Below are 23412 nucleotides of genomic sequence, written 5' to 3'. Positions count from 1 at the left end.
ATGCCCAGCAAGCTTACCAGCGACAAACCCATCATTCTTCCCGAACAAGACCTTTACAACAGGGTGAGTTTCGCGGAGGCCCTTGCACAGCAAGTTTCTGATCTTGAGCACTACGAAAGCATCGTCATCGCGCTTGTCGGCGGGTGGGGCACAGGCAAGAGTTCAACCTTGAATCTTGTTAGAAATTCGCTTGAGCGGCGCAAGCTCAGGGTCCTTCGATTCAACCCCTGGCTGTTCTCCGGCACGACCCAGCTTGTATCCGCATTCTTCGAAGAACTCGCGGCGCAGTTTCGAGAACAAGGAAGCGAGAAGTTTCTGAATGTAGGGAAGAAGCTGGATGGCTACGGCAAAGCGCTCGCTCCGCTCCGAATACTCCCCATTTTTGGAACAGCGTTGGGAGAAGGCGCCAACACGCTTCAGGCGACAGCCGAAATTGCAAAACGGATAGGAGGTGCGTCTGACAGCAGCCTCGAAAAGCAGAAGCAGGATCTGGAGAGCCTGCTCCAAGGCGTGAACGAGCGCATTGTCATCGTGATTGACGACATCGATCGCCTCCGTGGCGAGGAAATTCGTGACGTCATGAAACTGGTCCGCTTGGCAGCGGACCTGCCAAACATGACATACATCCTATCTTTCGACCGAGAGCGTGTCGAACAGGCGCTAGGAGGGGCGGAAGTGTCAGGTCGTGCGTATCTCGAAAAGATCGTCAACGTGACATTTGACATACCCTCCATCCGAAAGTCAGAACTCGCCGGCGCACTATCGCGGCAACTCAAGTACGTACTTCCCGAGTCTTTCGATGGGGAGAACGACTTCCACTACAAGGCCATCTTCAGAGATGTCCTCCTTCCACTGATCCGCACCCCTCGCGACATCAAGCGTTATATCAACGCACTGCCGCTCCGCCTGAGCATCGCATCCCAGGAAGTGGCCATTTCAGATATTTGCGCCATGGAAGCAATCCGCATTTTCCTGCCAGATCTCTTCAAGCATCTGGCTGATCATGTGGACCTGCTGACGAATGTCGTGTCCCCGCCTCATTCGATGTTAGCCGCCAGAGAGCTAGAAACAACAGCCCTGCTCGAATGGATAGAGAGTTCACTACCGGGCCCGACAGAAAAGCCTGCCTCGCCGAGCATAAGCACATTGCTCATTGCACCGGCCGCAGAACGCATCCTCGCCACAGCCCATCGGCTTTTTCCGCAGCGCATTGAAAAGCTTCGCCTTGAAGCAACATCAACACTCAGCGAGCTTCAGACCAAGGATCTGGCAAAGAAGGCATACTTAAAGAAACTCGAACATGCACAAGGCAGGTTCGAAGCCCTTCAGGCATATTCTGGCTTCAACAAAAAGGCAGTCGAGACAATTCTCACCCTGCTCTTTCCAGTAACCACACGCCTTCTTTCGCCCCCTCATGCCTTCGGCGTATATGGTGAGGGCGCATTGCGAAGCTGGCGCAGGGACCGTCGGGTCGCTCACCCTGACGTGCTTTCGTTTTATCTAGAGACTCTCTTGCCGGGAGGAGTTGTCCCACACCAAAAATTTCTCAAGACATACAATAAAATCCAGGACCCTCAATCACTACAGAACGAACTGGACAGTTACTCCTCGGATAGTTTCAGCATCTTCTTGGATCGGCTCATCGACTACTCTCGCGAGATCGGCCACGACTCCATCGAACCACTCTTGAAGGTTCTTTATCATCAGGTGAACAGGCGACTGGTGGATGCGGATGCCGTTCCAGGCTGGAGCGCTGAATCCAAACTCGCGGAACTTACGCGCGATCTTTTCCATCGTTTCGATTCGGAAGAGGATCGAGACCGACTCGCCACTGCGGTCCTCGGAAAGGTCGAGCGGCTTTCCATGCGTTCTGATTTCATTCGACTCGTAGGAAGAGCGGAGGTCGGAGGAAACATGCTGATTTCTGAAGAGAGAGAGCACGAAATGTGGCGCTCCCTGCTCAACGAAATTGAATCCTGGAACGGTGAGGATTCCGCAGGTCGCAATGTTCTCGCTGCTGTGGAACTGCTCGCAAAAGACTCAATCCTTGGTCTGCGGTGCCAGCAGCACTTTTCAAATCCTTTCAGGCTCTTGCTACTCCTGCGCAACTCGAAGACTGATTTTCCATCAATGCGTGGAATATTCCCCTCACTCCCATGGGAACGAATGGAGAATTGCTTAGGCAAAGAATTTCTACGCCAACAGATCACGGCCGCGCTCCAGAGCTACTCGGCGGGATTGATGCATGGCGCAGACGAAATTGATTTCGAGTTACTGCAACTAGCGAATCGCTACGTCAAGGGTTACCGAGATGATGACAACAACATATGCAGCCACTGACTCATCACAACAAACACAAAAAATAGGATAACGGAGAAGCATCTGACTGCCGACAGGTGCGAACAACCAAAGTTGGTTGAAAGAGCCGTTGCCCCGAAGTCGTCGCTAGAGACAGCGATTGCGACTGCTTCATCCGGTCCGCAGAGCATTCAGGCGCTGTCATTTCAGTCCAGCCGCGCCCGCATCACCGCGTCGTGGCCCGCGTCGTAGGTGGCCTCGAAGGCAGGGCCCCGGCCGGTGAAGGCCTCCGCCGGGGGCATGGCCACGTCCACGCGGACCTCCTGCACGTCGCAGCCCAGGTCGGAGCGGTAGAAGGCCGGCTCGCCGGTGACGTTGATGGCGATAAGCCGCGCGCCCGGAAACAGCTGACACGCGTCATGGACCGGCGTCGCGGACACACGGTCCGCGCCCGGGTCGATGCGCTCCAGCGTGGCGTCCTCGAAGAGGAGCGGGTTGGCGGCGCTCGCGGCCACGGCCTCCGACAGCGGGCCGCGCGTCACTGTGACCAGCCGGATGCCTCCGTCCCAGGGCGCCTGATGGAAGGTGGCGAAGGGCACGGGCAGGTCCTCCACGTGCGCGCCCGCGTAGAAGCGCTCCAGCACGTGCGTGAAGCGCTCGTGGCTCAAGCGCGGCACCGACGCCGCGCCACCCGCCGCGCCCAGCGCCCCCGCCGCCACGGCCGGTCCCAGCGCGCCGCCCGACATCAGCACCGCGAGCAGGCCCACCGCCGCGCCCACCGCGCCACGCGCCGCCGTCGTCTTGCGCGTCTCGTCTTCATAGGCCGCGAAGAAGGCCCGGTAGCGCTGACGCAGGTTGTCCCCGGGCGAGGACGCGTAGAGGCCGCCCACCACCGCGCCCATGCTGTTGCCCACCACGCAGTCGATGGGCACGCCCCGGGCCACCAGCGCATCCAGCGCGCCCAGGTGCGCGAGCCCCTTCGTGCCTCCCACCGACAGCACCACGCAGGTGCGCGACGCCGCGCGCGTACTCCGGTGGCACGACACGCTCCCGGAAGCCACCACCACCGCCAGCAACACCCACCCCAGCCGCCGCCCCATGCATCCTCCCGTGCGAAGTCGGGCAACCCTACCCCGTTCCCGCGCGGTGGGTCCCACGCGGGCCCTGGGATGCCCACGAAACACGACCGCCCCCGGGACAGGAGCCCCGGAGGCGGAAGGTGACCTTCACTCGGGCCCGGCGTGGACTCACGCCGGACCTGTGCGAGGGCTCAGTACGTGGCCTTCAGCGACACGCCGCTGTACGCGGAGTAGCCGCGGACCATGATGTACATCTTGCCCGCCGAGGTCTTCGCCGCCGCGCTGCACGTCTCGTTGTTGCCGGAGAGGTACGGACGGCAGTCGTAGGACGTCGTCGTCGGGGCGGAGCCGAACTTGATGTACAGGTCCGCGTCACCCGTGCCACCGCTCATGACGTACGAAGACGCTTTCGAGACCGGCAGGTCGATGCAGTACATCGTGTTGGAGCTGGTCGCGCCGGACAGGCCCGTCTTCGCGACGCCGTTGGTCAGCGTGGTGCAGGTCGGCGGCGTGACCGTGCCACCCACGCCCACCGCTTCCCAGGCGGCCGTCACGGCAGCCTGCTCGGCCGCGGTGTAGCCCAGCGCCGCGGCGGCCTGGACGGTCCACGTCTTCGCCTGCGCGAACGTGGTGCTGGCCGTGAAGAGGTTGGTGTTGGCGTAGTACCAGATGCGGGCGGCCTTCTCGACGCCGATGGCCGGCACGTTGATGGTGCTGCGGCCGCGCGGGTGCACGCCACCCTTGGAGAGCAGCGCGAACGCCAGGTTGGGCACGCCGGAGCTGTAGTGCACGTCCGTGCTGGACGTCACGTTGGCCGCCCAGTCCTTGGACGCGCCGTCCTTCGCCGGGTCATCCATGTAGCGCAGGGCGTCGTTCGCCGTGCCGGGCGTCCAGACGTCCTCGCCCACCATCCAGATGGCCGCCGCGGTGCTCCAGCCGTTGACGCGGCTCTCGCAGACGGCGCCGAAGGTGTCGGACATCGCCTCGTTGAGGCCGCCGGACTGGCCGGAGTAGATGAGGCCGGACTCGTACTCCGTCACGGCGTGGGTCAGCTCGTGGACGGTGACGTCCGCGTCCTTGCCCAGCTCGATGGAGTTCACCCCGTCGCCGTCGCCGTACACCATCTGGGTGCCGTCCCAGTAGGCGTTCACGTAGTTGCGGCTGTAGTGCACCGTGCTGATGAGCGCCGTGCCCGCGTTGTTCAGCGAGTCGCGGTTGAAGAGCACCTTGTAGCAGTCGTAGGTGTAGCCCAGCATGTCGTAGTTGGTGTCGACGTGCGAGTCACCGATGGCCGCCTGGCCCTCGCTGCGCTTGAGCGTGCCCGGGGTGCTGGTGCCGTTGTTCGCGCTGTACACCTTGCGGTTGAGCGCGGTGTGGATCTCCGGCACGCGCAGCAGCGTGGCGCCGTTGAGCGCGTCCACATAGACGCGGTCGCGCAGCGGCATCATCGCGCTCTCGCCCGTGACCTTCACCTCGTACGCGAGGCGCAGGCGGCTGTCGTCAGCCTTCACGTACACCAGGCGCGCGCCCTCCGCGGCCAGGCCCGTGCCCTGGGTGTCACGCAGCGCCGCCGTCTGGGCCGCGTCCGCGGCGACCAGGGGACGCGCGGACACCGCGCCACCGGAGCGCGAGGAGCCGTTCGCACCGAAGATGGCGCCGGAGCTGTCCACGTGCACCACCAGCTCCTCGCCCACCACCGGCAGACCGTTCAGCGTCTGCGCATAGCGGATGTGCGACGTGCCCTGCTCGTCCACGGTGATGCGGCGGACCTGCAGGTCGGACGCGCTCAGGCGGAACAGCGAGGCGATGGAGGGCAGCGACCCGGCGATGGCCGAGTGCACGTCCGCGGCGGCGAAGCCCACCAGCGGGCGGTCCGCCTGGCCCAGGCGGCCCTGGATGGTGTGCGGCGTCCCATCCTCGTTGGTACCGACAATCTGGGCGCCCGGGATGACGCTCAGGGCGTTCTGCACTTCAGCGACTTCATCCGGCTTCTGCTGATCATTCCGCGTGTTGGAGTCCATCTCACCAACGCCGCAAGCGGCGAGGGGAAGGGCCAGCAGGGCTGAAACGAAACGAGTGCGAACCAAGGTACTGCCTCCTGCCCGGCGCAAGGGGGTGGTCGCCGGGGCAGCGCTCCTTTCAGCATCATTCAGGCCAACTCATTAAGTCCGCGAAATACCTCGTAGTAAGGGAAGGCATCGAAAAGCGGCTGGCACATCAGCGCCCAGTACATCTTCTGAAATGTGGAAGAGGACGTTACACGCCTGCCACAAGCGCCTGTTTTTACAGGGGATTCCGTCCGCCACGCGCCCCTGTCCTGAACCATGACAGTGCACACCGGGTGTGTCCTCTATTCGGGCAATCCAAGGCTGACAGCTTTTTCTTGGTGCGCAAAGGATGACCGCGAATTCGCGGCCCGTGCGTCACCGCCACACGCCGAGCAGCACCCGCGCGCGTCCGTCCATGGGGAGCTCCGCTTCCTCCACCGTGGGGAAGCCGGCGTCGCGGGCCACGTCGGCCAGGTGCCGCATCCACGGTTTGTAGGGCATCCCATTGTCGGAGCAGCAAGGGACGACGGCGAAGCCCAGCCCATGGCGCGCGGCGTACTCGATGATGATCCGCGTGGCGCCGTCCGGGTGCATGCCCACGACGAGCTCCGCCTCACAGGGCTCCTCCAGCGTGAAGATGCGCTGCTCGTACCGCACGGGCAGGTGCTTGTGGCGCAGGTCGAAGGTGGTGACGGTGCGCCCGCGCTGGGTGAGGGACTCGTTCAGCTTCCCCATGCCGCCCGCGACGTCATAGACGCGCACGGCCTGGGGGAAGCGAGTGACGAGCAGGTCCGCGAAGAGGTCGAAGCGTCGCTTGTCCGCCATGGCGGCTCCTTCCACCCGGGCCCTGTCAGGCGCGGGTGCACACCGTCCACAACAGCCGTTCAATGACGAGCTTCCCGCTGGCGGAGGACTTCAGGGCCAGGTCCGCGTCCGCGCACGCCACCAGGGCGTTGAGCAGCTCGCGGCGCTCGTAGCGGGCGGCGGCCTGCATGCCGAACGCGAGCGCCCACGCGTTGGGCGTCTTGCGCTTGGTGGCCTTCAGCTCCGCCTCCAGCTTGGGGAGGATGCGCGCCTCCACGTCGCGGCCGGTGCGCGGCGGCTGGCCGCCGGCGTACTTCTCCAGCCAGGCGTGGTTCTCCAGCAGGGAGCGGACGATGGACGCCACCGCGCCCAGCAGCTGGAGCGCGTGCGTGCCCTGCCCCATCGCGTCCTCGGCGTAGGAGAGCGCGTCGCGCAGCTCGCGCTTCTGGAGCGCCTCCGTCAATTCGAAGAACTCCTCCTCGCGCGCGTGGTGCACCAGCAGCGCCACGTGCTGGGCTTCAATGGTGGGCCCTTCCGCGTAGACGGCCAGCTTCTCCAGCTCCGACTGGAGCAGCCGGATGTTGCCGCCGATGCGCTCCTTCAGCCCCTCCAGCGCGCCCGGCCCCAGCTTCTTCTTGAAGGGGGCGAGGAACTCCCTGGAGATTTCGCTGAGGTCCAGGTCCTTGTGGCGCGCGGCCACCTTGCGCTCGAAGAGGCGGCCCTTGTCCTGCGCGAACTTGAGCAGCGGGCTGCGCGAGTCCACGTCCGTGGCCGCCAGCACCAGCGCATGCCCCGCCGGCACGCCCTTCTGAAGCAGCTCCAGCAGCGCGGACGCGTCCCCTTCCGGCGCGCTGATCCGCTCCTCACGGCAGAAGGCCGCCGCCTCCTGGAGGAAGGCGAGGTCCGCTTCCGCCAGGTCCACGTTGAGCTCGTCCTTCCACTGCTCCACCGAGGGCGCGCCGGGCACGCGGGGGTCCAGCTGATCCACGCCCCAGCCCGCGCGGCCCGCGAGCGCCAGGAGCCGCCGGGCCCCTTCCTTGCGCTTGCCCGCCTTCCACGCGTCGCGCGCCTTGGCCAGCGCGTCGCCCTTGCCCTTCTTGGGCGCGAGGAACTCCGGGTCGCGCACCAGCACCACCTTGCGCCCGGGGAACAGCGGCATCGTGGCCAGCTCCTGCGCCACTTCACGAGGCGAGGCCGCGTCCAGCACCGCGAGGTTCAGTCCCATGGAGGCGTCCGGCACCAGCGTCTTCACCAGCTCGTCGGCGCCCTTGCGGACCAGGAACTCCTCGCCCCACAGGAGGTACAGCGGCCACACCTTGCCGCCCTTCACCTCCGCCAGCACCTCGTCCATGTCCGCGCTCATCGGCCCTCCACGCACAGTTCGATGAGCAGCCGCTCCAGCTGCAACCGGGGCGCGCCGTTGCGCGAGCCGATGGCCGTGCGCGCGGCTTCCAGCAGCGAATGCCGCCGGTGCAGCGCGGCCTCCGACGTGCGCTTCGCCGCCTCCTGCGCCAGCGCCTTCAGGTCCCGGTTCGCCATCGCGTCTTCCGCCCCAGCCTTCGCGAGCGACACGTCCCGCGTCCACAGGATGAGCAGCTCCAGCGCCGTGTCCGCGTCCTCGCGCGAGCCGCCGTGGGCCTCCGCGAAGCGCAGCAGCGCCGGGATGTCATCGCCGCTCAGGGCTTCGAAGGCGGTGAGGACGTCCTTGCGCTCCTTCAGCGCGTCCATGTCCAGCGCGAGCGCGCGGCCCAGGCTGCCCCCGGACATCACCGCGGCCAGGGCGGCGGTGTCCGCGTCCAGCTTGCGCTCCTGCTGCACGTGCTTCGCGACCAGGTCCACCGGCAGCGGGCCGAAGTACACCTTGCTGCACCGGCTGCGGATGGTGGGCAGCAGCCGGTCCATGGCGCTCGCCACCAGGATGAGGGTGGTCTCCGAGGGCGGCTCCTCCAGCGTCTTGAGGAAGGCGTTCTGCGCCTGGACGTTCATCTGCTCCGCGCTGACCAGGATGGCCACCTTGCGCTTGGACTCCAGGCCGCGCAGCGCCAGGCGCTCCTGGAGCTGCCTTATCTGCTCCACGCGCAGCTCGCGGCTGGGCATGCCGGTGAAGTCGGAACGGCCCGCCAGTCCGCGCGACACGCGCTCGTCGTCCGGCATCACCCAGGTGACGTCCGGGTGCAGCCCCTTGGCCAGGCGCACGCAGCTGGCGCACTTGCCGCAGCCCACCTCCGGGGCCTCCGGGCACGTGAGGGCCTGGGCCAGGCCCACCGCGGCCAGCTCCTTGCCCACCCCCTCTGGCCCGGCGAACAGGTAGGCGTGATGCACCGAGCCAGACCGCAGGGCGGAGTGGAGCGCGTCCATCGCGCGGGGCTGTCCCTGCACCGAGGCTAGCGTCATGGGGGGCGTGTATCTCCGCTCGGAGGGCACCCGTCAACCGCCACCTTGACCCGTGCGCGCGCCACCGGTCTGATTCACCGGCGTGCTGAACTTCCTCGAAGGCCATCTCCCCCTGCTGGCGGGCTCCGTCCTGACGGTGCTCCTGCTGAGCGTCCAGCGCACCACCCGCGACCCGGACCTGCGCGACGACCTGCGCGGCGCGGTGCGGATGCTCATCGCCTTCCTGGTGCTGCGGCTGGCGGAGCGCCTCCTGCCAGAGGCCACCACGCCGCCGGGGCTCTACAAGTTCGTCCACGTGGGCTGGATGCTCACGTTCGCCTACGGCGTCATCCGCGCCGCGGTGGCGTTCGCGCTGAAGCTGGTGCGGATGCGCTCGCCGGTGACGACGCCCAAGATTCTTCGCGACGTCATCGACTTCACGCTGTACGCGCTCGCCACCCTGCCCATCCTCCAGAGCCAGCTCAACCTGGACCTGGCGGGCCTGGTGGCCACGTCCGCGGTGCTGACGGTGGTCATCGGTCTGGCGCTCCAGGAGACGCTGGGCAACCTCTTCGCGGGCCTGTCGCTGCAACTGGACCGGCCCTTCGAGGTGGGCGACTTCATCCGCATTGGCGAGCACACCGGACGGGTGGTGCACATCGGGTGGCGCTCCATCCGCATCGCCAACTTCCGGCGCGAGGTCATCACCCTGCCCAACAGCATGGTGGGCAAGGAGCACGTGAAGAACTTCACCCAGCACCGCGAGCCCGTGGGCATCGAGATGCAGGTGGGCGTGTCGCTGGACGCGCCGCCCAACCAGGTGAAGCAGGCCCTGCTGGACGTGGCGCGGGAGATTCCCCAGGTGCTGGTGCAGCCGCCGCCCCTGGCGCGCACGGTGGCCTTCACCGACTCCAACGCGCAGTACATGATCCGCGTCTTCCTCAATGACTTCGCGCTGTCGGACACCGTGCGGGAGGAGCTGCACACGCGGCTGTGGTACCGGCTGCGCCGTGAAGGCCTGGAGCTGCCGCACGCCCAGCGCACGGTGACGCTGCGCCGCGAGACGGCCCACCGCCGGCGCGAGCTGGCGGACGACACGGTGCGGGACCTCCTGCGCCAGGTGGACCTCTTCGCGCCGCTGGGCCCGGAGGAACTGGAGCGCCTGCGCTGCGAGGTGGTGGTGCGCCGCTTCGGCCGCAACGAGCGCATCATCCTGGAGGGCGACGAGGGCGGCACGTTCTACGTCGTGGCCTCCGGCGAGGTCAGCGTGCGCGCCGGCACGCTCCAATCCGAGATCACGCGCCTGGGACCGGGCCACTACATCGGGGAGATGTCGCTGCTCACCGGAGAGCGCCGCGCCGCCACCGTGGTGGCGCTCGAGGACTCCGTGCTGCTGGAGCTGGACCGGCCCACCTTCGCGCGCCTGTTCTCCGATTACCCGGGACTCGCCCGGCAGCTCTCCGCGCTCCTCGCCCAGCGCCGCACCCAGCTGCGCGCCGTGGCCCAGGCCTCCGGGGGCGGACCGGACCACTCGCCCGAGGCGGGCCGCATCCTCGGAAGGCTGCGGGCCCTCTTCGGCCTCACCCACGAATAGGGGTTTTCCCGCACGCGACTCCGGGGCAATCACGACCCTCTTGTCCCTGGGTTCAAGGCGGCCTGGGAGGCATGCATCCAGCCGTGCCATCCAGGGCTTTGACGCTCGGAGCTGGAAGGGTCTAATGGTTCACATATGCATTCAATTCGTGGCATTCCCGCGCGATTCGGGGCCCTGCTCCTTCCAGGTGCGCTGTTGATGGCCCTGCCCCAGAGCGCGGCGGCCACGGCCCAGGTGAAGCCAGACACGACGCTCGCGGGACTGGAGCGGCTGACGCACCGCAGGGTGTTCTTCGGCCACCAGTCGGTGGGCGGCAACATCCTGGACGGCGTGCGCGGCCTGCTGCCTTCTTCCAACCCGGTGGCGCCCGCCATCGTGGAGGTGAAGGACGCGACCGTGACGTTCGCGCAGGGCACGCTGGCGCACGCGTTCGTGGGCCAGAACGAGCAGCCGGAGACGAAGCTCGCGCACTTCGAGCAGCTGCTGGACGGCGGCGTCGCGAAGCAGGTGGACGTGGCGCTGATGAAGTTCTGCTACATCGACTTCACCTCCAGCACGGACGCGAAGACACTCTTCGAGAAGTACCGCACCACGCTCGCGGGGCTGAAGTCGCGCCACCCGGGCGTCACCTTCGTGCACGTCACCGCGCCGCTGACGACGGTGCAGCGCGGGGCGAAGGCGTGGTTCAACGAGCTGCGGGGACGCCCTGTCTTTGGCGTGGGGGAGAACGTGTCGCGCGAGGCGTTCAACGCGCTGATGCGGCAGACCTACGGCGGCAAGGAGCCGCTGTTCGACCTGGCGGCGCTGGAGTCGTCGCGGCCGGACGGCACCCGCGAGACGTACGAGGTGAACGGCCGCGCGTATCCGGCGCTGGTGCCGGACTATTCGGATGACGGTGGGCACCTCAACGCGCAGGGACAGGCCCGCGTGGCCTCCGCGCTCGTCGCCTTCCTGGCGGCCCTGCCCGAAGCGCCTGCCTCCGCGAAGGCCGGGCCCTGAGCCATGCGCGCTCCGTTGATGATGATGCTCGGCCTGGGGCCGGCTGTCGCACGTTTGAAGTTGCGCCGCTGCGGGTCCGTGGGCGCCACACCCACCGTCTGGGGGCGGGTCTGGATTCACGGTGAGGGAGAGATAGTGATTGGTGACCGCGTGGTGTTCGACGCGCGGATGGCACCCATCGAACTGCATGCGCAGCAGGGGGGACGCATCGTGATCCAGGACGACGTGACCATTGAGGGAGGCAGCTCCATCGAAGCGCAGTCCTGCGTGACGCTGGGCGCGCGAAGCCACCTGGGCATGTGGTGCAAGCTGATGGACAACATGTACCACCCGGTCCGCGGCAACAGGCACGAGCGCCCGCGGTCGGTGCCGCTGATGGTGGAGGAAGGCGTCACGGTGGGCAGCCGCTCCATCCTGCTGCCGGGCGCTCATCTCCAGAAGGGCGCGAGCGTGGCCTCCGGCACGGTCATCTCCCGGCGCATCCCGCCGGGCGTGACGGTGGGCGGCTCTCCGGCCCGCGTGCTGCGGCGCGAGGTGGCGCGATGAAGCCCGCCATCCCCTCCAGGGAAGAGGCGCTCCAGCTGGCGCGCGCGAGCCTCCAGATGGTGCGCACGGAGGTGTTCCCCCGCGCCGAGCGCATGGTGGCCGTCGCGCGGGCGCGCTGGATGTTCCGCGCCTTCCGCATGGGCCGGGACGTGGCGGCGTATGGCCCGGTGAGCGCGCGCAATGACGGCCACGCGGAGCTGGGCGACAAGCTCACGTTCCTGGGCGGCATGCTGCCCACGTCGGTGGTCTGCTACGAGCACGCCCGGCTGCTGGTGGGCAACGAGACCCAGTTCAACTACGGCGCGTCGGTGGAGGCCTGGGAATCGGTGCAGATTGGCGCCCGGTGCATGTTCGCGTCGTTCGTGCGCGTGAGCGACCGGGACGGCCAGCGCATCGCCCCCATCATCATCGAGGACGACGTCTGGGTGGCCCACGGCGCCATCCTGCTGCCGGGCGTGCGCATTGGCGCGCGGTCGGTGGTGTCCGCCGGCAGCATCGTTTCACAGGACGTGCCCCCGGACTCGCTCGCCATGGGAAATCCGGCGCGCAGCATGAGCCTGGACCTGGTGGCCCGCGACGCCACGGGCACCTGACAGACGCCGTCATCCTTTCGCCCGGCGCTCAGCGAAACGCGCCGGGCGCGTTCTTTTCCGCATCGCCCTTCCACACCCCGCTTCGAAAGACAGGACCCACCCATGAGCACGCGTGACACGCTTCGCACCTTCATCGTCGACACCTTCTTCGTGGACGACTTCGCGGACGACGACTCGTTCCTGCGCAAGGGCCTCATCGACTCCACGGGCATGATGGAGCTGGTGGCCTTCATCGAGACGGAGTTCCACATCAAGCTCGACGACAAGGAGCTGGTGCCGGAGAACCTGGACTCGCTGTCGCGCGTGGTGGCCTTCGTGGACCGCAAGCAGTCGCTGGCGAAGGCGAGCTGAGACGCCCATGTGCGGCATCGCGGGGTTCACCTTCCCGGCGGGTGACGCCGCGGGCCCGGCGCTCCATGCCGGCCGCCTGCGCCGCATGACCGCCAGCATCAAGCACCGGGGCCCGGACGCGCAGCGGGCCCTGCTCCTGGACGGCGCCGCGCTGGGGCACGCGCGGTTGTCCATCGTGGACCTGGCCTCCGGCCACCAGCCGATGCGCGACGAGGCCACCGGCCTCACCGTGGTCTTCAACGGCGAAATCTTCAACCACGTGGAGCTGCGCGAGCAGCTGGCCGGGGCGTATGCCTTCCGCACGCGCTCCGACACGGAGGTCATCCTCGCGGCGTTCCTCACGTGGGGCATCGACTGCGTGCGCCGCTTCGAGGGCCAGTGGGCGTTCGCGTTGTGGGACCCGCGCGACCGCACGCTGTGGATGTCGCGAGACCGCGTGGGCATCTGCCCGCTGTTCTACGCGCACCTGCCGGAAGGACACCTGGCGTTCGCGTCGGAGGCGAAGGCGCTCTTCGCGGGTGGACTGGTGACGCCCGCGCTGGACGCGCGCGGGCTCAAGCAGACGTTCCAGCTCTGGGCGCCGGTGGCGCCGCGCACGTCCTTCGAGGGCGTGTCGCTGCTGCCGCCCGCGCACGTGGCGAAGTGGCGCGATGGGGTGATGACGCTCCAGCGCTACTGGGACCTGGACTTCGGCGTGACGCCGGACGCGGCGGAGGCGCCCCGGCTGCTGGAGGAACTGGGCGAGGTGCTGGACCGGGCGGTGCGGCTGCGGCTGCGCGCGGACGTGCCGGTGGCGGCGTACCTGTCGGGCGGGTTGGACTCCAGCCTCCTGTGCTCGCTGGCGCAGGAGCAGCTGGGCGGCACGCTGCGGACGTTCTCCGTGGGCTTCGCGCACGCGCGGTTCGACGAGCGCAAGCATCAGGCCACGGTGGCGGAGCAACTGCGCACCGAGCACCGCGTGGTGGAGATGCGCGACGGGGACATTGGCGCGCTGGTGCCGGGCGTCATCTTCCACGCGGAGCAGGCGATGATGCGCTCCGCGCCCGCGCCGTTCCTGCGGCTCTCCGGCTGGGTGCGCGACCAGGGCATCAAGGTGGTGCTGACGGGTGAAGGGTCGGATGAGATGTTCCTCGGCTACGACCTCTTCAAGGAGACGCAGGTGCGCCAGTTCTGGGCGCGCCAGCCGGCGTCGAAGTACCGGCCGCTGCTCCTGCGCCGGCTGTATCCGACGCTGTCGGTGAGCCAGCAGAACGTGGAGCTGCTGCGCGAGTTCTTCGGCACGGGGCTGGAGACGCCGGACGCGCTGGGGTTCTCGCACCTGGTGCGGTGGGGCAACAGCGGACGCATCCTGCGCTTCCTCGCGCCGGAGTTCGCCGCGAAGGTGGCGGACGAGGACCCGGTGGCGTCGGTGCTCGCGACGGTGCCGGACGCGGTGGCGAAGTGGAGGCCGCTGGCTCGGGCGCAGTACCTGGAAGCGCGCACGCTGCTGTCGGGCTACCTGTTGTCCGCGCAGGGCGACCGCATGCTCCTGGGCAACGCCGTGGAGGGGCGCTTCCCGTTCCTGGACACAGGCGTGATGGAGTTCGCCGCGAGGGTGCCGGAGCGGCTGCGCCTGCGGGGCCTGGACGAGAAGCACCTGCTCAAGCGCTTCTCGAAGGGCCGCGTGCCGGCGTCCATCCTGGAGCGCAGCAAGTTCCCGTACCGCGCCCCCATCGCGGGAGCGCTGGTGGGCCCGGATGCGCCGGCATGGGCACGGGAGCTGCTGGCCCCTGAAGCCGTGGCGGCGACGGGCGTCTTCGATGCGCGCAAGGTGGAGCGGCTGGTCGCGAAGCTGCGGGCGCCGAACTCCGCGGAGAGCGAAGCGGACACCATGGCCCTGTTCGCCGTGGCGTCCACGCAGTTGCTGGCGCACCACTTCCTGAAGCCGAAGCCCGTGCCCCAGGCGGACGTGGACGCCGTGCAGCTGGAGGCGGCGTGAGCGCGGACACCGCACCCTCGTGGGTGCGTACCCACTCGGCAGCAACGCCTGAGGCCCCTGCGGTGGACTCGCCCTGGGCACGGCTCACCTACGCCCAGCTCGAAGCGCGGATGCTGGCGCTCGCGGGGCAGCTGCGCGCTTCGGGTGTCGAGCCTGGTGCTCGTGTCCTCATCGCCCTGCCCCTGGGCTGCGCGGCGGCCGTGGTGGGGCTCGCGGTGCAGGCCCTGGGCGCTTGCGCCGTGGAGCTGGACCGCGAGACGGGGGCCGACACACTGGCCAACATCCTCGCGCAGACGGGTGCCCGCCATGCGGTCATCTTCGGTCAGGACGCGCGGCGCTGGACGGGCCGCGCCCAGCTCACCCACTTCTTCGTCGTGCATGGCTCCCGTCCACCGGAGCGCATGCTGGGGCTGCTGAAGCCCGCCGCGTGCACGTGGCTCCAGGAGGACGGTGCGGTGGATCCGGAAGCCGTCCTGGCTCCACTCGCCGCCCTGCCCTCCCTGCCCCCGGACGCGCCCGCGTCCATCGTCTACACGTCCGGCAGCACGGGCACGCCCCGGGGCGTCGTGCAGACGTTCGCCAACATCGCGGCGAACACGCGCTCCATCGTGGAGTACCTGGGCCTCACGCCGCGCGACCGCGCCATGCTCATCCTTCCCCTGCACTACTGCTACGGGAAGAGCGTGCTCCAGACGCACCTGCTCGCGGGCGGCTCCGTGTTCCTGGATCCGCGCTTCATGTACCCGCAGGTCGTGCTGGAGGCCATGGCCACCGAGGCGTGCACCGGCTTCGCGGGCGTGCCCCTCACCTTCGAACTACTGCGCCGCCAGGCCGCGCCGGACTCGCTCGCGAACCTCCCGCTGCGCTACCTCACCCAGGCCGGCGGCGGCATGTCCCCGGACACCGTGCGCTGGACGCGCGAGGCCTTCCATCCGGCGGAGCTGTTCGTCATGTACGGCCAGACGGAGGCCACCGCGCGGCTGTCCTACCTGCCGCCCTCGCGCGCCACCGACAAGGCGGGCTCCATCGGCCAGGGCATCCCCGGCGTCACGCTGGCCGTGGTCGCGGACGACGGCACGCCCCTGCCCGACGGTGAAGTGGGCCAGCTGGTGGCGAAGGGCGCGAACGTCACCCCCGGCTACCTCAACGCTCCGGACGACACCGCCGCCATCCTCCATGACGGCTGGCTGTGGACGGGCGACCTCGCGTGGCGCGACGCGGAGGGCTTCTTCTTCCTCGTCGGCCGCGCCAAGGAGATCCTCAAGGTGGGCGGCCACCGGGTGAGCCCCGCGGAGATGGAGCACGTCCTCGCGCGCCACCCGGCCGTGCTGGAGGCCGCCGTGGTGGGCGTGCCGGACGACCTGGGCGGCGAGGCCGCGTGCGCCGCCGTGGTCCTCCACCCTGGCGCCACCGCGAAGGAGGACGACCTCCGCCGCTTCTGCCGCGAAGCGCTCCCGGCCCACAAGGTGCCGCGCCACGTGCTGTTCACCGAAGCGCTCCCCCGCGGGCCCACCGGCAAGGTGCTCAAGGCCGACCTGCGCACGCGCGTGCTGTCTTCACTCTCTTCCCCTGAATCGAGGTCGCCGTGACGATGAAGTTCTCCAAGCAGGTGCTGGAACTGGACTGGGAGGCCAAGGCCGCGTCGCTGTCCGACGGGCTCAAGGAGGCCGTCCTCAAGAAGCTGCGCAAGCGCGGGCTGGTGATCGCCGTCTCCGGCGGCATCGACTCCGCGTGTGTCGCCGCGCTGGCGGTGCGGGCGCTGGGACCGGACCGCGTGTTCGGCCTGCTGCTGCCGGAGCGCGACTCCAGCGGCCTGTCCTCCAAGCTGGGCCGCGAGCTCTGCGAGAAGCTGGGCATCCAGTACACGCTGCACGACATCGCGCCCGTGCTGGAGGCCGCCGGGTGCTATTCGCAGCGCGACGCGGCCGTGCGCTCCGTGTTCCCCGCGTTCCAGCCGGACATGAAGTGGAAGATCGTCATGCACGGCGACCGGCTCAACACGGACGCCCTCAACGTCTTCTACGTGGTGGTGCAGGTGGACGGGCAGGAGCAGCGCTTCCGCCTCACGCCCCAGGCCTACGTGCAGATTGTCGCCGCCACCAACTTCAAGCAGCGCGTGCGCAAGATGATGGAGTACTTCCACGCGGACCGGCTGAACTTCGCCGCGTCCGGCACGCCCAACCGCCTGGAGTATGACCAGGGCTTCTTCGTGAAGCTGGGCGACGGCGCCGCGGACGTGAAGCCCATCGCCGGCCTCTACAAGACGCAGACGTACAAGCTGGCGCGGCACCTGGGCGTCATCGACGGCATCCTCAACCGCGAGCCCACCACGGACACGTTCAGCCTGGAGCAGTCACAGGAGGACTTCTACTTCTCCGTGCACTACTCGCAGCTGGACCTCATCCTCTGGGCGAAGAACCACGGCATCACGCCCGAGGAGGCCTCCCCGGAGATGGGCCTCACGCCGCAGCAGATCCAGCGCGTCTACGACGACATCGACCAGAAGCGCCGCACGACGGCCTACCTCCACGCGCAGCCGCTGCTCCTGGAAGAGGTCAGCGAGCTGAAGCCCTTCAAGATCTCCTGAAGCGGCCTCACCCGCCGCCAGAGCCGGGGGCCCCGGAGGCCGCGTCGATGGTGTCCGCGGCCTCCACCCGGAGGCGCTCCTCCGGGGTGAAAGAGTCGAACAGCAGCCGCTGCACCGCGGCCTGACGCCGGGCCGCATCCGGCTCGGTGCGGCCCAGCGCCTCGCGCTTCGCGCGGAAGTCCGCCAGCCGCTGCTTCCACTGCGCGCGCTCCGCGTCCAGCGACTCCAGCCGCTCGGTGGCCTCCGGCCCCACGGTGGACAGCCGGTGCTGGTGCAGGTCCTCCGCCGTCGCGCCCGCGGCCAGCAGCTCCTGCTCCACGGCCTGCTGCCGCAACGGGCGCACGGCCTCCTCGCGGTTGGCGCGCACGTCCGGGGGAAGCCGCTCCTCCAGCGCCGCCATGCGCTGCTCGCGCTCCTCCTTCGTCAGCGACGCGTCCTTCTGGAGCTTCAGCCGCTCCACGGCGACGGCGTCCACCGCCTCCTCCTGCCCGAAGAGGCCGTCCGCCACGCCCGGGCCCAGGTGCTCGCGGCGCAGCTTGCGCAGGGACTCCAGGCGCTCGGCGGTGTCTGGCATGGCCGCGGCCCCCTTCGACGCCAGACCCCGGGCCGCTTCCAGATAGGCCAGGTAGTCGTCCAGCACCTGCACCGCTTCATCCATGGCGGCCGGGGGCAGCTTCTTTGCCCGCAGCGCCGTGAGGATGCGCTCGCGGATGAGCGACGCGGACTCCTCGCCGGTGGCGGACAGGTAGTAGTTGAAGAACCGGCGCAGGTCCGCGTTCGGCACCAGGTGCCCGGAGGCATCCACCAGCACGGCGCCGTCCTCCTCCGTGTCCTGGAGCGAGCCGGGCAGCGGCGGCAGCGGTGAACCTGGAGCCGGGACACGGGCCGTCATGGCGGCACCGGGAACGGCGGGAGACGCCGCATGCGGCCGGGCGCCCTGCGCGGCGGGAACAGCGGACGGCGGGACAGCGGGTCCGGGCGCATCCTCCGCCCGGACCTTCCACCACGAGAAGACGCCGGCACCCAGGAGGGCGCACAGCGCGACCACGAGAATGACGGCGCGGCTCTTCATGGCGGGGCGCTCCTACGGGATTACAGGCCCGCGGTCTTCAGGCGGTTCGCCTGGGTGCGGAACACGGCCTTCGGGTCGGTGAAGAACGCGGTGAGGCCCAGCACCTGGTTCACCTCGTCCAGGTGGTTCATGTCGTAGTTGTCGCGGATGACCGTGCCGAAGTGCGAGCTGCAGCGGCCCACGAGGCCGTCGTTGGACGCGCTGTAGAAGAAGGACGACAGCTTCATGGCGTAGTCAGACGCGTCCAGGATGTTGGTGAAGGGGTCCGTGCCGGACCAGGAGTAGTAGCGCTGGCCCTGGGTGCCCGTCGCCGCGCCGCTGCCGCAGGACGTGGTGGGGATGCCCGCGGGGAACTTCGCGGTGAACGCGGAGGTGCCCGTCTTCGTCAGTGCCCCCAGCGCGGCAATCGCGTCCTGCGGCTGCGTGTGGCCCGACAGCAGGCCCAGCACGGTGCCCAGGTTGCTGGCGAAGTAGCCCAGCACGCTCTCCGTGAACGAGCCGCCCTTGATGTTGGTGCGCAGGTAGTCCGCCAGGTCCGCGCCCTTGTGCGGCGAGCCCACCGTCGTCACGGACGCCACCAGGTCCGGCCGCACCGCCGCCACGTAGCGCACGTCCAGGCCGCCGTGGCTGTGGCCAATCAGGTTCACCTTCTTCGCGCCGGAGCGCGCGAGCACGTCCTGCACCTGCGCCAGCAGCGCCTCGCCGCGCGCCTCCGTCGTGTTGAACTGCGGAACGTGCGTGATGTAGACCTTCGCGCCGCCCGACTTCAGCGTCGACTCGATGCCGTAGAAGTAGTCGAGCACCCCGAACAGCGAATCGAAACCCGCCATGCCGTGCGCCAGCACGATGGGGTACTTCGTCTGCGTGTACGTATCCGCGCGGGCGGGCTGCGCCCAGAGGGCAAGAACCGCGACAGTCAGAACGAGGGTCCGGACGGCGTTTCGCATACAGGCTCCTGATTGGGGAGCGGATCATCGAAGGGTTGACCCGCGAATCAGCCCATAAAGCGAGACACCGAGAAAAAGCAAGCCAACCTCAGGATTAACTGAAAAGCGTGTCAGCTCCGGGTCAGGTCAGACTTTAACGCCCCGCGTTGGAGTGGCAGCATGCGAGCCCTTCCAGAGGAGTCCGCGCTTGGACACCACCGCCTATCAGGCCTTCACCACGGAACTGACGCGCAGGGCTGAGGCGGATGGCCGCTTCCGGGGGCTCGTGGCGCTGGGCTCAATGGCGGCGCGCGACTATCCGCCGGATGACTTCAGCGACCACGACTTCTTCGTCATCGCGTGGCCTGGACACGCTGAAACATTGAGACAGGAGCGCGGCTGGCTGCCCCGCGCGGACGACGTCGCGCTGGCGTTCCGGGAGACGGCCCATGGCATCAAGGTCGTGTACCGCGACGGGCACCTGCTGGAGTTCGCGGTGTTCGACCTGGAGGAATTGTCGTTCGCGCGCGTCAACCGCTACCGCGTGCTGGTGGACAAGGGCGGCGTGACGGAGCGCATGGACGCGCGCGCGGGGGACACGGCCTCGGAACTCCAGCGCACGGCCCCGGATGACGCGTGGCTGTTTGGCCAGTGGCTCACCCAGGTGCTGGTGGGTGTGGGGCGCCACGCTCGCGGCGAGGGACTCAGCGGGCGCTCGCGGCTGGACGACGCGGTGCGCCTGTTCTGCCTGCTGCTCGCGCGCCACGTCCCCGCCCCCGCGGCTTCCCTGCTGGACGGACTGGATCCGGTGCGGCGCGTGGAGCGCGTGTATCCGGAGACCGGCGGCGAGCTGGCGCGGGCCCAGGAGGGCGACTCACCGGGCCTGGCGCGCACGCTGCTGCGGCTGGCCGAGCGCGAGCTGTCCCACGTGCCCGCCTTCCCGCGCGACGGAGTGACCGCCGTGCGGGCGCGGCTCGAAGCGATGCACCGGTAGGCACTCGCGAACCTCAGGCCGCCCGGGCGGAGTCCGGTTCCCGGGCGTTGTGCGCGATGATGAGGATCCGCTCCGGATGGGGCTGCCGGCGCGCATAGTCCATGAGCGCGGCGAAGGCATCCGGCGCGGGTGCGGCCGTGGCCAGGAGCATGCGCGGCTGGTGTTCGAAGAACAGGTCCTCCGCGCCCAGGTTCTGGGCCGCCCACGTGCGCCAGCCGGGCACCGGCTTGCCGGACGCGGGCTGAAGGCCCGTGACGGTGTAGCCGCCGGCCATGAAGATGCGCGTCAGGCCCACCAGCGTCGCGCCCGTGCCGAAGCCGCACACGACGTGCCGCACCGTGGGGAAGCGCTCGCGCACCTGCGCGCGAAGCCCCGACGCCCAGGCCTCCACGCACGACACCATCGCGCGGTTGGTGAGCTGCCGGGGCCAGCTCCAGCCGTCGCGCTCCAGGGCCTGGGCCTGCATGAACAGGTCCGCCATCGAGTCCGACTTGCGCACCTCGCCCTGGAAGCCGTGGTCGCGCAGATACACCTCGCCCGCCGCGTCCGTCAGGGCCACCGTGGGCAGGCCCCGCTCGCGGCCCAGGACCTCCAGCGCCAGCGCGCTCGAGGCTCCGGACAGCTCCACCAGCCCACGCGAGCCCGGCGGCATCGCGGCCAGGTAGCGTGCGAAGGTGAGGTACTTGAGGCTGCCGGATGGCTGCGCCCCGCCCCACAGCACCACCGGCCCGCCCGCACGCGGACGGGACAGGGAAAACACTCCACGCATGGCGGCCCCCTGGCGCGAAACACCTTCCGCGCCCGACATGCACACCAGTCTTCCGGAGGGGTGCCCCCTCGGCCATTGCCCCCGGGGCGGGGCGGATGTCCCCCGGTGGACGGCGCAACGCCCTGCGGGGACGTGCCGGGCGGTTATGCTCCGCGCCCATGTCTCAAGCCCCGCGCGTCCGCATCCTCCTGTCGGAGACCTACAACCCCTGGTTCAACCTCGCGACCGAGGACTGGATCTTCCGCGAGCTGGACCCCGCCACCCAGACGCTCTTCCTGTGGCGCAACGACAACACGGTCGTCATCGGCCGCAACCAGAACCCGTGGTCCGAGTGCAACCTCACGCGCATGGAGGAGGACAAGGTCTTCCTCGCGCGGCGCACCAGCGGCGGCGGCGCGGTGTTCCACGACCTGGGCAACACCTGCTTCACGTTCCTGTCCGCCAAGGAGGGCTACAACAAGACGGCGAACGTCAGCATCCTGCTGGATGCCCTGTCGCGGCTGGGCGTGACGGCGCAGGCGTCCGGGCGCAACGACCTGGTGATTCCGCTGGAGGACGGCCCCCGGAAGATCAGCGGCAGCGCGTACCGCGAGACGAAGGACCGCGCCTTCCACCACGGCACGTTCCTCATCCACGCCAACCTGTCACGGCTGGCCAACTACCTCACGCCGCACCCGAAGAAGCTGGAGTCCAAGGGCAGCGCGTCGGTGCGCTCGCGGGTGATGAACATCCGCGACCTCCAGCCGGAGGCGTCGCATGACGCGCTGGTGAAGGCGATGATGGGCGCCTTCTGCGACTTCCACGGCGCCACCGCGGAGCCGGAGCTGCTGGACCCCACGTTCCTGGAGAGCCAGCCGTCGCTCAAGCGCACCTTCGAGCACTACGCGTCGTGGGACTGGCGCTTCGGCAACGCGCCCCGCTTCAACCACCAGATGGTGGAGTACCTGTCGTGGGGCTTCTTCGAGGTCCACGTCGACGCGGAGAACGGACACGTCACCCGCGCGCAGGTCTTCTCGGATGCGCTCTACCCGGACCTCGTGCAGGACCTGCAGACGGCGCTCGCCGGCAAGCCGCACAGCCGCAACGGGATGCAGCAGGCCGTCGCCGAGGTCCGCGCCCGTCACCCCTCGCAGGAGCGCGAGCTGGGAGAGCTGGAGTCGTGGCTGATGGGCCAGGTCGAGGTCTGACCCGGCCCATCCGCCGTCACTTCACTCAGCGGTGGCCACCACCGGAGCCACCGCCCCAGCCGCCGCCGTTGCCGCCGCCATTGCCGCCGCCGCGGCTGGAGCCGTGAGACGCGCCGCCGCTGGAGCCACGGGAAGAGGAACCGCCACCACCGCCGGAGCCGCCGCCCCAGCGCCCACCCCCACCGCCGTGGCTGCTGCTGGAGCCGCGGGTCTGGTGGACGCCGCCGGACGGACGTGAACCGCCGCTGGAACCGCCACCCCAACCGCTGGAGCCACCACTCGACTGGTGCGAGCCGCTGTTGGGACGCGCACCGCCGCTGGACGACGGACGCCCGCCGCCGGAACCGCCACCCCAGCCGCTGGAGCCGCCGCTGGACGGGTGCGAGCCGCTGCTCGAACCGCGGCCACCGGGGGGAGGATTGCGCGTGCCGCTCCAGCCTCCGCTGTTGCCATTGTTCGACGAGTGGACCCCGCCGCCGCTCTGCGGACGGTAGGGACCGGGACGGCTGTTGCCCCGGCCACCGGACGGGCCGTTGTAGCGGCCGGGCGACGCGTCATGCACGCGCGACCCGTACCGGTACGGCCCCGGGCGGGAGTAGTGGTGGTTCGGGCGGTAGCGGCTGTGCCCGTAGCCGTAGTAGCGCCACGACACGCCCGGATACCGGTACCACGAGCGCAGGAACAGGTTCGGGCGGCCGAAGGACAGCGAGATGTGCGCGTGGCGGTAGACCGGGACGATGACGCGCACCGAGCCGTTCCATCCCCAGCCGCCGCCCACGAACACCCAGGACGGTCCGCGGCGCACCCAGTGCGGTGACACGAACACCAGGCCCGGACGCGGCGGCTCCATCCAGGTGCCGGAGACCCACTCGTAGCCGTTGGCGCCCCAGTACCAGTAGCCCGGCGCCCACGTGTAGTCCGGGGCCGGCGCGGGGGGCGGTGCTTCCACGCGCAGGGCCGGAGGCGCCTGGGTCGCCGTCACGTCCTCGCTGGCGACCTCCACGGGGATCTCCACGTCGGTGGAGCCCTCCTGCGCCCAGCCGCCGGACACCCAGCGCCAGACGTCGCCGTCCTGCGCCCAGTAGCCGTTGACGTACTGGTAGCCGGGCATGCGCTCCACCCAGCCGCCGGACTTGAACTGCCAGCTGTCGCCGTCCCAGTACCAGTGCCCGGACGTCCACACCGCGCCGGCATAGGGGCGGGGGGTCGGCGAC

General features: G+C 68.9%; 20 protein-coding genes. 11 read left to right on the top strand and 9 right to left on the bottom strand.

Going from position 1 to position 23412, the window contains the following annotated elements; genetic code table 11:
- Complete coding sequence (locus D7W81_RS04310; protein ID WP_120554029.1) at positions 1 to 2340, top strand: KAP family P-loop NTPase fold protein; 2340 nt, start codon at positions 1 to 3, stop codon at positions 2338 to 2340.
- Between the two features lie 164 nt (positions 2341 to 2504).
- Here the strand turns inward: D7W81_RS04310 and D7W81_RS04305 are convergent, their stop codons facing one another.
- From D7W81_RS04305 to holB, 5 genes are all read right to left on the bottom strand, one after another.
- Positions 2505 to 3398 (bottom strand): patatin-like phospholipase family protein, encoded by an 894-nt coding sequence (locus tag D7W81_RS04305; RefSeq protein WP_120554028.1) that lies wholly within the window; start codon positions 3396 to 3398, stop codon positions 2505 to 2507.
- A gap of 170 nt (positions 3399 to 3568) precedes the next feature.
- Positions 3569 to 5464, bottom strand: a complete 1896-nt coding sequence (locus tag D7W81_RS04300) for a M4 family metallopeptidase (protein WP_120554027.1) — start codon at positions 5462 to 5464, stop codon at positions 3569 to 3571.
- A gap of 336 nt (positions 5465 to 5800) precedes the next feature.
- Positions 5801 to 6250 carry a hypothetical protein gene (locus D7W81_RS04295; RefSeq protein WP_120554026.1) on the bottom strand — a complete coding sequence of 150 codons (450 nt, stop codon included), beginning with the start codon at positions 6248 to 6250 and terminating at the stop codon, positions 5801 to 5803.
- Positions 6251 to 6275: 25 nt separating this feature from the next.
- On the bottom strand, positions 6276 to 7592 hold the full coding sequence (gene holA / locus D7W81_RS04290; protein WP_120554025.1) for a DNA polymerase III subunit delta: 1317 nt from the start codon (positions 7590 to 7592) through the stop codon (positions 6276 to 6278).
- The gene (gene holB, locus D7W81_RS04285; RefSeq protein WP_120554024.1) at positions 7589 to 8623 is read right to left on the bottom strand and encodes a DNA polymerase III subunit delta'; all 1035 of its coding nucleotides are present in this window, start codon (positions 8621 to 8623) and stop codon (positions 7589 to 7591) included. The genes holA and holB overlap by 4 nt, the downstream gene beginning before the upstream one ends.
- Positions 8624 to 8705: 82 nt before the next feature.
- Between holB and D7W81_RS04280 the strand changes: the two genes are divergently transcribed.
- The 8 genes from D7W81_RS04280 (at position 8706) to nadE (ending at position 17250) form a co-directional block, all read left to right on the top strand.
- Positions 8706 to 10196 (top strand): mechanosensitive ion channel family protein, encoded by a 1491-nt coding sequence (locus D7W81_RS04280; RefSeq protein WP_120554023.1) that lies wholly within the window; start codon positions 8706 to 8708, stop codon positions 10194 to 10196.
- Positions 10197 to 10394: 198 nt separating this feature from the next.
- Positions 10395 to 11195 carry an SGNH/GDSL hydrolase family protein gene (locus tag D7W81_RS04275; protein ID WP_244226962.1) on the top strand — a complete coding sequence of 267 codons (801 nt, stop codon included), beginning with the start codon at positions 10395 to 10397 and terminating at the stop codon, positions 11193 to 11195.
- Between the two features lie 135 nt (positions 11196 to 11330).
- Complete coding sequence (locus tag D7W81_RS04270) at positions 11331 to 11741, top strand: acyltransferase (RefSeq protein ID WP_244226961.1); 411 nt, start codon at positions 11331 to 11333, stop codon at positions 11739 to 11741.
- Positions 11738 to 12334 (top strand): acyltransferase, encoded by a 597-nt coding sequence (locus D7W81_RS04265; protein ID WP_120554020.1) that lies wholly within the window; start codon positions 11738 to 11740, stop codon positions 12332 to 12334. The genes D7W81_RS04270 and D7W81_RS04265 overlap by 4 nt, the downstream gene beginning before the upstream one ends.
- Before the next feature lie 102 nt (positions 12335 to 12436).
- Positions 12437 to 12685 (top strand): acyl carrier protein, encoded by a 249-nt coding sequence (locus D7W81_RS04260; protein ID WP_014398060.1) that lies wholly within the window; start codon positions 12437 to 12439, stop codon positions 12683 to 12685.
- Positions 12686 to 12692: 7 nt separating this feature from the next.
- On the top strand, positions 12693 to 14663 hold the full coding sequence (asnB, locus tag D7W81_RS04255; RefSeq protein ID WP_120554019.1) for an asparagine synthase (glutamine-hydrolyzing): 1971 nt from the start codon (positions 12693 to 12695) through the stop codon (positions 14661 to 14663).
- The gene (locus tag D7W81_RS04250; protein WP_120554018.1) at positions 14660 to 16252 is read left to right on the top strand and encodes a class I adenylate-forming enzyme family protein; all 1593 of its coding nucleotides are present in this window, start codon (positions 14660 to 14662) and stop codon (positions 16250 to 16252) included. The genes asnB and D7W81_RS04250 overlap by 4 nt, the downstream gene beginning before the upstream one ends.
- Positions 16253 to 16254: 2 nt before the next feature.
- On the top strand, positions 16255 to 17250 hold the full coding sequence (gene nadE / locus D7W81_RS04245; protein ID WP_120554017.1) for an NAD(+) synthase: 996 nt from the start codon (positions 16255 to 16257) through the stop codon (positions 17248 to 17250).
- A 7-nt stretch (positions 17251 to 17257) separates the two neighbouring features.
- On the opposite strand, the gene D7W81_RS04240 is transcribed toward nadE, so the two are convergent.
- Both D7W81_RS04240 and D7W81_RS04235 read right to left on the bottom strand, forming a co-directional pair.
- Positions 17258 to 18322 carry a lipase secretion chaperone gene (locus D7W81_RS04240; RefSeq protein ID WP_120554016.1) on the bottom strand — a complete coding sequence of 355 codons (1065 nt, stop codon included), beginning with the start codon at positions 18320 to 18322 and terminating at the stop codon, positions 17258 to 17260.
- 20 nt (positions 18323 to 18342) lie between these two features.
- A complete protein-coding gene (locus D7W81_RS04235) occupies positions 18343 to 19269 on the bottom strand; it encodes a lipase family alpha/beta hydrolase (RefSeq protein ID WP_120554015.1) in 927 nt (308 codons plus the stop codon).
- A gap of 187 nt (positions 19270 to 19456) precedes the next feature.
- Between D7W81_RS04235 and D7W81_RS04230 the strand changes: the two genes are divergently transcribed.
- Positions 19457 to 20242 carry a hypothetical protein gene (locus D7W81_RS04230; RefSeq protein ID WP_120554014.1) on the top strand — a complete coding sequence of 262 codons (786 nt, stop codon included), beginning with the start codon at positions 19457 to 19459 and terminating at the stop codon, positions 20240 to 20242.
- Positions 20243 to 20255: 13 nt separating this feature from the next.
- Here the strand turns inward: D7W81_RS04230 and D7W81_RS04225 are convergent, their stop codons facing one another.
- Positions 20256 to 21011: a pyridoxal-phosphate dependent enzyme gene (locus tag D7W81_RS04225; protein WP_120554013.1), complete on the bottom strand. Its 756-nt coding sequence runs from the start codon at positions 21009 to 21011 to the stop codon at positions 20256 to 20258.
- Between the two features lie 158 nt (positions 21012 to 21169).
- Between D7W81_RS04225 and lplA the strand changes: the two genes are divergently transcribed.
- Entirely contained in the window at positions 21170 to 22198 is a 1029-nt protein-coding gene (lplA, locus tag D7W81_RS04220) for a lipoate--protein ligase (RefSeq protein WP_120554012.1), read from the top strand.
- Positions 22199 to 22223: 25 nt separating this feature from the next.
- On the opposite strand, the gene D7W81_RS43275 is transcribed toward lplA, so the two are convergent.
- Positions 22224 to 23412, bottom strand: a 1189-nt coding sequence (locus D7W81_RS43275) for a hypothetical protein (protein WP_244226959.1), incomplete at its 5' end; no start/stop codon positions are given.

The organism is Corallococcus aberystwythensis, from assembly GCF_003612165.1.
GTDB lineage: Bacteria > Myxococcota > Myxococcia > Myxococcales > Myxococcaceae > Corallococcus > Corallococcus aberystwythensis.
This window is presented reverse-complemented; position numbering and strand designations above follow the sequence as displayed.

Excerpts from the sequence above, each read along its gene's own strand:
- D7W81_RS04310 (WP_120554029.1), top strand. The coding sequence starts at position 1 with ATGCCCAGCAAGCTTACCAGCGACAAACCCATCATTCTTCCCGAACAA.
- D7W81_RS04305 (WP_120554028.1), bottom strand. The coding sequence starts at position 3,398 with ATGGGGCGGCGGCTGGGGTGGGTGTTGCTGGCGGTGGTGGTGGCTTCC.
- D7W81_RS04295 (WP_120554026.1), bottom strand. The coding sequence starts at position 6,250 with ATGGCGGACAAGCGACGCTTCGACCTCTTCGCGGACCTGCTCGTCACT.
- holA (WP_120554025.1), bottom strand. The coding sequence starts at position 7,592 with ATGAGCGCGGACATGGACGAGGTGCTGGCGGAGGTGAAGGGCGGCAAG.
- holB (WP_120554024.1), bottom strand. The coding sequence starts at position 8,623 with ATGACGCTAGCCTCGGTGCAGGGACAGCCCCGCGCGATGGACGCGCTC.
- D7W81_RS04275 (WP_244226962.1), top strand. The coding sequence starts at position 10,395 with ATGGCCCTGCCCCAGAGCGCGGCGGCCACGGCCCAGGTGAAGCCAGAC.
- D7W81_RS04265 (WP_120554020.1), top strand. The coding sequence starts at position 11,738 with ATGAAGCCCGCCATCCCCTCCAGGGAAGAGGCGCTCCAGCTGGCGCGC.
- D7W81_RS04260 (WP_014398060.1), top strand. The coding sequence starts at position 12,437 with ATGAGCACGCGTGACACGCTTCGCACCTTCATCGTCGACACCTTCTTC.
- asnB (WP_120554019.1), top strand. The coding sequence starts at position 12,693 with ATGTGCGGCATCGCGGGGTTCACCTTCCCGGCGGGTGACGCCGCGGGC.
- nadE (WP_120554017.1), top strand. The coding sequence starts at position 16,255 with ATGAAGTTCTCCAAGCAGGTGCTGGAACTGGACTGGGAGGCCAAGGCC.
- D7W81_RS04240 (WP_120554016.1), bottom strand. The coding sequence starts at position 18,322 with ATGAAGAGCCGCGCCGTCATTCTCGTGGTCGCGCTGTGCGCCCTCCTG.
- D7W81_RS04235 (WP_120554015.1), bottom strand. The coding sequence starts at position 19,269 with ATGCGAAACGCCGTCCGGACCCTCGTTCTGACTGTCGCGGTTCTTGCC.
- D7W81_RS04225 (WP_120554013.1), bottom strand. The coding sequence starts at position 21,011 with ATGCGTGGAGTGTTTTCCCTGTCCCGTCCGCGTGCGGGCGGGCCGGTG.
- lplA (WP_120554012.1), top strand. The coding sequence starts at position 21,170 with ATGTCTCAAGCCCCGCGCGTCCGCATCCTCCTGTCGGAGACCTACAAC.